Raw genomic sequence first — 6,958 nt, forward strand, 5'->3', positions numbered from 1 at the left:
ATGAAAAACCTTGGCGATCTGTGGCAAGCCCTGCTCCTTTCACAAACCGTTGAGGAGCAAGCTGCGTGGGCTCGGGAGCATGGTCTCCAACTCATCGAGCATGCATGCATGTTGTCAGCCGTCGGCATCGGTGAAACCGAACTGAAGCTTTCGCCTGATGAGGCGCTGGCGATGCATGCCCATGCAAACCCGCGCAATCCCCGCCCCTTTGGCCAGGCTTAACCCATGTGGTTCTTCGCCTGGGTCGACGAGACCGAGACCACCTTCGGCATCGAGCACCAGGTCATGGACGAGGACATCGTCTCGATCTCGCTGCCACACAAGGAAGGCGGCTTCGCCAGCCTCGACGTCACGGTCAGGAACCCGCGCGTCGGCCTGCTGGCGCCCGGCCGCAAGCAATGGGCCTGGCTGTCCTGGCAGGACGAGAGCAACCCGACCGCCGGCGTCATTCCGGTGCTGTTCGGCCGTCTCGTAGGCGTGCCGCAGCAAATCCAGGGCAATGCCGTCACCCTGAATTTCTTGGCGCGGCCGTCCGCCTATGATGCGCTGAAGCGGGCGCTGTCCGATGCGATGAAGGTCGCGCCCAATTGGGATCCGATGTTCATCAACGCCGATGCGCGCGAGGATCCAGACACCGTGCTCGAGGGCTACACCCACGCCTGGCACATCGGCCGCGTCGATCTGGGGGTGACAGCTTCTGACATCCTCAATGGCGAGGATGGGCTGATCGACTTCGGCGACGCGTTCATCAAGGAAAGCCTGTCGGTCGATCCCGGCGAGCCGCCGCTGAGCTCGATCAAGGTGTCGGCCGAGATCAATTGGGCGCAGGTCGCGACCGGCACCGTCGACTTCACACCGCAACTGCTCGCCGCCTTTTCGCTGGCCGGATCGGGCAGCGGCCATTCGATCCAGTCGCTGACCGGCGACGGGTTGATGCAGGATTACCCGGAGAAGGATGACCGCATTGGCGGCGGCTGGTCCTTTGGCGACGGCTCGATCGTGCGCACCGACGGTTTCGTCGTGCCGCAGGACTATCACCAGATCGTCATGACCAACGGCACCGGGCAGTTTCCGGTCTGGACCATGAAGCCGGTGTTCAAGGCCAACTATGACGTTTCCCGCAACCGGCAGGAGACGCTGTCCTTCACACTGGTCGCCGACTGCCAGGCGATCCTGACCGACCCGGAAGGGCAGGATCTGACCGAGATGAAGGCGTCCGGCGATGCCGACGAGCCGGTCGATGAGCCGACCACGGATTTTCCCGACGGCACGCCGCCGATCGTCGATGTCCGCAAGCGCGCCTATCTCACCACCGAGCGCGGCCGGCGCAGCATCGACTTCCTGATCTGCCGCGCGCGGCGCATCATCCTCGAGCGCTCGCGCGCGGTGCAGATATCGTTCTCGGCAAAACTGACCGCCAGCCTCGTCGAGACCTTGTCCTGCCGCATGAATGCCCGCGTCGTCGACCCCCGCATTCCCGGCGGCGAGGCCACCGGCAAGATCATCGGCTATGCCATCACCTCGTCGAACGGCTCGTCGATCGCCTCGCTCACCATCGGCTGCACGGTCGGCAAGGGGAACACGGTTACCACCGTTCCCGGCGATCCGACGTATGTCGGGGAAGGCTATGTCGACGACGGTTACCAGGCGTATGCCGGGCGCACCGTGATGCCGATCGCGGGCGAGGTCACGCTCTCGGAGGATTATCTGCTGGTGCCGCCGAACGATGACGGCGTCGACTTCCTCGTGATGGACCCGGCAACGCTGGTCGAGCAGATCACCATCGTCAACCCGCTGCCGACGCAAAAGGCGGTGCTTGGCGCCTTCAGGCCGGACATCTCGGCCGCGATCGAGGCCTTGAACCAGGTGTTCACCGAGGTGGATGGCGACTTCAAGGTGCTCAAGGGCGGGCCGTTCATCACCAACTATCCGCTTGAGGTGAGCGTGCTCGCTGTGCCAAAGACTATCGACCTCGAGGCAGCCTGATGGTCGAGATCAGGGGCCTTTCCAATCCTTGGCGCGCCGGCCACAATTCCAGCGGCGCGCGGATTTCCATCACCGACAGCCGCGGCAATGGCGATGGCGTGCTCAAGCGGGCGCTGTCCAAGGTCAAGCCGGACGCTGGCGGCGAAGCGCACTTCCGCTTCGGCAAGGCGTCCCGGTTCACGCTGACAACGCCCGAGCAGCAGACCAATCCGGGCACGACCGTCAACTGGCCGCCGGAAGACCCGGCAGACGACCCGGATGATGGCATTGTCATCATCGATTACGATTACGTCGACCGCGCCGTCGAAAAGCTTCGGGTCGAAAATCCTGATGATTCCGAGCAGTGGGTCGAGGTCGAGCGTGCGACCAAGATCATGTTCCGCAACCGGACGACCGGCATCTATGTGCGCTTCAACTTCGACTGGTCGAAGGCGCCTTCCGAAACCACCGAAGCCTCCTGACGGGATCACCAGATGACAATCTATCGCAGGGACAAGGGCTCAAACCTCACCCCCGACGAAGTCGATGACAACTTCGAGGGTCACGAAGAGCGGATCACCGAGCTCGAGGACAACCCGCCGGTGGCGACCGGCATTTCGAACATCACAGTCGTCGGCACCCAGATGACGATCTATCTGGCCGACGCCACGGTGCTTGGTCCCTATACCCTGCCGCAAGCGAACTTCCGCCCGTCAATCGTCGGAGCGCTCGATGCACCGACCGATGGCGTCTATGCAGTCTCGAACACCGACAGCAACCGATACTGGCGCTATGAGGACGCAAGCGATCTGACCATCGACCTGCCGGCGACCGCACTTGCCGACATGGAGGTCAGCTTTCGCCAGATCGGCGACGGGACGCTGATCTTTTCCGATTCGACGGACGTGACCGTCAACGGCTATGAAGGCTTTCTCAATCAGACCGCTGGGCCGGGATCGGTCGTCACCTGCAAGTTTATCGAGGATGGTGTCTGGGATCTCATCGGCCGCCTCGCTGAAGACGTGACCGCCTGATGCCTGGCCCCTATGGCTCGCTGGCCAATCCGGTCGAACTCGATCCCTTCCAGCAGATCGTCAACGTGCATTGGGGTTCGCCCTATATCGCCGCAAACATCGCCATATCGGTGGCGACGATCTTCGATGTGGAGATAGGGCCGGGCGGTGGCCCAGCCTATATCGCCCCGTTCAGTTTTTATTCGACGACGCTGGCGACCTACTCCTATCCTACTGACGGTGGGCTCGGTGAATTTCTTCGGTTCTCGGGTGGATCGTGGCATGAGATTTCTGGCGAAGTAGCGGTCAGTGGCGAGCCGGCTCTCCCGGGGCCATACGGTTTCTCCCGCTGGCAATGGCAGGGGATTGATGGTGCGGGCCTCAAGGCGCCGTTCTTCAGCTTTGCGCCCGGCGAAGAGGGCGAGGCGCTGGTGCCGACTGTTCCCGGTCACTCTGGCGAGCATTTCACCGATGGGCTTGCGGGCAACGTCGTTCTGAAGGCGCAAGGCTTCGTGCCGGGCGGCCCGTTCTCCTCGCCGGGCGGCGAAACCACGATTGAGATGTGGGAGACAGGCCAGTCAAGCGGCCCCGGATTTGGCATTCCCACCATCCAGAGCGCCGAGACGGCATCGCTGTCGGTTGCCGGCATGACGGTCGAGATCGCTGGCAAGACCTATGCCGCCATCGGCACGAAAATCATTGTCGAGGAAGGCCTTTATCCTGAAGGCCAGTTCTGGGTGCTCTTCAAAAGACAGGACGTAGCGCCATGATGCCCGGTGTAGCAGCCCAGCCGCTCCGTCGTTCCTCGTCGGGAGGCGGTGGCGGGATCACCAATTCGTGGTCGCTCGATTTCATCAACGAGGTCTATACGCTGAACGGCTCGCCGGTGACGCTGGCCGACATCATCGACAAGCCGGAGCGTGTCGGCGCCAGTGGCTTGGAAATCCTCGACCACGATGCCGCTGGATCGATCTTCTCGCTTGCCGGCTGGCTCGCCGATCTCGCCGAGTTCGTCGCCATTGGCGGGACGATCTACATCGAATGGGAATCGCTTTCGGCCGGTGATCGAGACGTCCCGCTTTACATGGAAGAGGACACCGACGCCAACAGCTTCGACATCGAGCGCACGTTTCCAGGGTTCATGCGGACCTATGCTTCAGGCTCGGATTACCGAGGCGTCGACACCGATACCGACTTCGGCCCTGGCGTGCACAAGATAGCCGTCACCTACACGCCCAGCTTCATCGCCATGTCGATCGATGGTGCCGACGCGCTGGTCGACACGACACCCAATGTCATGCAGCCGATGATGCGGGCGATCCTCGGCGGCTTCGAAGCGTCGTCGAACAATGGCTTGTACTATCGCAGGATCACGCTCACCGCGCCGGTGGCCAACTCGCTGCTGCCAGGCCTGACCGCCTGAAGCCCAACACTGAAGGAATGCCAATATGGCTGATAACGTAACCCTTCCGGGAACGGGAGACGACGTTGCTGCCGACGACATCGGCGGCGTAAAGCATCAGCGCGTCAAGGTCTCGCTCGGTGCCGATGGCTCGGCAACCGATGCACTTGGCGGCGCCGGTGCCGTCGCGGCGGGCGTGCAGCGCGTCACCCTGGCCAGCGACGACCCTGCTGTCACCGCCATAGCCTCGACAAACACCAAGCTCGACACATTGGCTGGCTACGTCGATGGCATCGAAACCCTGATCGGGTCTTCGAACACGAAACTCGACACGCTTCACGCCGATCTTGGCACGACGCTGGCCGGTTATCTGGACGGCGTTGAGGGCGGGATTGGCTCGCTCACCGAAACCGCGCCAGCTTCCGATACCGCATCGAGCGGGTTGAACGGCAGGCTTCAGCGCATCGCGCAACGCATCACCTCATTGATCGCCTTGGTTCCCGCGTCTCTCGGCACCAAGACAGCCGCGAACTCGCTCGCGGTCACACTGGCTTCAGACGACGCGGCCATCGCATCGCTGTCCGTTCTGGACGACTGGGACGAGAGCGACCGCGCAAAGGTCAATCTGATCGTCGGGCAGGCTGGCGTAGCGGCAGGAGCCGGTGCCGTCGCCGCAACTGTCCAGCGTGTCACGCTTGCCTCTGACGACCCTGCTGTGGCCGTTCTGGGGGCAACCACTGGTGCTGCCGTCATCACTGATGCCGATGGGACGATCCAGCGTTATCTGCGCGGCATTGTCAAACTGTTGATCACTTCGGGCACCATCGTTCTCGGGTCCCTTCCTGCCGGCACGGCTCTCATCGGCAAGGTCAAGACCAAGTTCATCGTGGCAGCCGGCACCGCACTGACCCGCGCGGCAAACCAGACGCCTTACACGGCCAATGATGCCGTCTCCAACAGCGCGACGCCGGGCTCGGTCACGGCCAACGTCATCACCGTGGCCGATCTCAACAATGAGCCCTTGACCATCGAGCGCTTCCGGCTCGATTCGAACGACACCGGCTTTGCCGGCAAGGCGGTCAGGGTGTGGCTCTACAATTCCGATCCGACCGCAAGTTCCGGCGTCGTCGGCGGTGACAACCTGGCCTTTTCCAACAAGAAGGCTGGTTTCATCGGCACTATGTCGGGCACGTTCCGGACCTTCTCGGACGGCGCGGCAGCGGTGCTGGTCCCCGATGAAGGCGCGCGCATCATCACCACGCCTGGTTCTGGCGCACAAACGATCTGGTGGCAGTTGCAGGCTTTGGAGGCGGCAACGTCGAGCGCGAGCTCGACCACCTTCACGCCGACCGTCGAAGGCTTCCAGGGCGCGGCGAACTGATGCTTGCGCCCTATCTGGTCAGCCGTCGCGGACCCGGAGCGTGGTCAGGGTCAAGCGGCGACGGCGATGGCGGCTTTGTCGATCCCCCGGTCGTTACCACCACATCGACCGGCGACACCACGATCAAGGGCCAAGTCAAGCCGGGATCGTTCGGCAAGTTCGTGTTCCCGCTGGCGACGATCCAGGCTGGGCGGCAATATACCTTCCGCTACACGCCGGACTTCTCCCGGCTGTCCCAGCAGGGCAAGCTGGCGATGGTCGGCTTCGGGCTGAAGAATTCCAACGATTTCCACATCGTCGGCCTGCGTGGAGACGGCACCACTGGCCTGCACAAATACAAGGTCTATGGCACGCCGCCCAATGGCTGGAACAAGGATAGCGGCCACACGACATCAGACGGTGGTGCGGCGGCCGCCGGAACGCAGGCAGGGCCGAACTACATCCGACTGACGACATCGGCTGATGGCACGACCTATCTTTTCGAAACCAGCAGCAACGGGGCGGCCTGGAACGTCGAATATTCCGGCTCGACGCCGGACCCCTTCACCAACGTTTCCGGCGTGGCCACATTCGGCATCGCCCTCTGGTTCAACAACGCCGATGCGGGGCCGTTCTCGATCGTCATCGACCAGTTCGTCGATGCATCCTCCTGGGCTGGCCCTATCGTTGCCTCTACCGCCTTGACGGCGTTTACCCCGGCTGTCACCAACCACGACATCAACATGCCGGCAGGTGTCCAGTCGGGCGACCTGCTCATTATCATCTTCCATTGCTGGGCGAGCAATACGGCCTTCACGCTGCCCTCGGGCTGGACGCAGGTGGCGACCAACGGATCAAAGAGCCTGGTGCTGAAGAAGGTCTCTGACGGGACCGAAGGAGCAACCCAGCGGATCGTCACGACCACCGGTACACGGGATTCTGCTGCCAACGCCTATCGCATCACGAATGCCAATGGCGCTGTCGAGGCTGCGTTCAGTTCGACAATCGATCCACCTAACGTCACGCCAACGTGGGGATCTGGAAACACGCTGTGGATTGCGGCGCATCTTGATAGCGGCGCACATCCGACGACGGCCAATCCGACGAATTATATCAATTCGATTGAGGTGTCCGGAGCCGCGACCAGTAGTGCTGCCTATTGCAGTTCCTGCCGAAGGGAGTTGGCGGCGGCGAGCGAAGACCCCGGAGCGTTCTCGG

General features: G+C 62.6%; 8 protein-coding genes. All 8 read left to right on the forward strand.

What is annotated here, in order from left to right; genetic code table 11:
• Window positions 1–222, forward strand: coding sequence for a hypothetical protein (locus NKI61_RS20170; RefSeq protein WP_352840431.1), 222 nt, complete (start codon window positions 1–3; stop codon window positions 220–222).
• 3 nt (window positions 223–225) lie between these two features.
• A complete protein-coding gene (locus NKI61_RS20175; protein WP_352840434.1) occupies window positions 226–1,986 on the forward strand; it encodes a hypothetical protein in 1,761 nt (586 codons plus the stop codon).
• Window positions 1,986–2,447: a hypothetical protein gene (locus NKI61_RS20180; RefSeq protein ID WP_352840436.1), complete on the forward strand. Its 462-nt coding sequence runs from the start codon at window positions 1,986–1,988 to the stop codon at window positions 2,445–2,447. Before NKI61_RS20175 ends, NKI61_RS20180 begins: the two co-directional genes overlap by 1 nt.
• 12 nt (window positions 2,448–2,459) lie before the next feature.
• A complete protein-coding gene (locus tag NKI61_RS20185) occupies window positions 2,460–2,999 on the forward strand; it encodes a hypothetical protein (RefSeq protein ID WP_352840438.1) in 540 nt (179 codons plus the stop codon).
• Window positions 2,999–3,748, forward strand: coding sequence for a hypothetical protein (locus NKI61_RS20190; protein WP_352840440.1), 750 nt, complete (start codon window positions 2,999–3,001; stop codon window positions 3,746–3,748). The genes NKI61_RS20185 and NKI61_RS20190 overlap by 1 nt, the downstream gene beginning before the upstream one ends.
• Window positions 3,745–4,401, forward strand: coding sequence for a hypothetical protein (locus NKI61_RS20195; protein ID WP_352840442.1), 657 nt, complete (start codon window positions 3,745–3,747; stop codon window positions 4,399–4,401). The genes NKI61_RS20190 and NKI61_RS20195 overlap by 4 nt, the downstream gene beginning before the upstream one ends.
• Window positions 4,402–4,426: 25 nt before the next feature.
• Window positions 4,427–5,761: a hypothetical protein gene (locus NKI61_RS20200; RefSeq protein WP_352840444.1), complete on the forward strand. Its 1,335-nt coding sequence runs from the start codon at window positions 4,427–4,429 to the stop codon at window positions 5,759–5,761.
• Window positions 5,761–6,958: hypothetical protein (locus tag NKI61_RS20205; RefSeq protein ID WP_352840446.1), on the forward strand; the 1,198-nt coding region annotated here is incomplete at its 3' end. The genes NKI61_RS20200 and NKI61_RS20205, both read left to right, overlap by 1 nt.

Source organism: Mesorhizobium sp. M0514, from assembly GCF_040321145.1.
Classification (GTDB): Bacteria; Pseudomonadota; Alphaproteobacteria; order Rhizobiales; family Rhizobiaceae; genus Mesorhizobium.

Excerpts from the sequence above, each read along its gene's own strand:
- NKI61_RS20170 (WP_352840431.1), top strand. The coding sequence starts at position 1 with ATGAAAAACCTTGGCGATCTGTGGCAAGCCCTGCTCCTTTCACAAACC.
- NKI61_RS20175 (WP_352840434.1), top strand. The coding sequence starts at position 226 with ATGTGGTTCTTCGCCTGGGTCGACGAGACCGAGACCACCTTCGGCATC.
- NKI61_RS20180 (WP_352840436.1), top strand. The coding sequence starts at position 1,986 with ATGGTCGAGATCAGGGGCCTTTCCAATCCTTGGCGCGCCGGCCACAAT.
- NKI61_RS20185 (WP_352840438.1), top strand. The coding sequence starts at position 2,460 with ATGACAATCTATCGCAGGGACAAGGGCTCAAACCTCACCCCCGACGAA.
- NKI61_RS20190 (WP_352840440.1), top strand. The coding sequence starts at position 2,999 with ATGCCTGGCCCCTATGGCTCGCTGGCCAATCCGGTCGAACTCGATCCC.
- NKI61_RS20195 (WP_352840442.1), top strand. The coding sequence starts at position 3,745 with ATGATGCCCGGTGTAGCAGCCCAGCCGCTCCGTCGTTCCTCGTCGGGA.
- NKI61_RS20200 (WP_352840444.1), top strand. The coding sequence starts at position 4,427 with ATGGCTGATAACGTAACCCTTCCGGGAACGGGAGACGACGTTGCTGCC.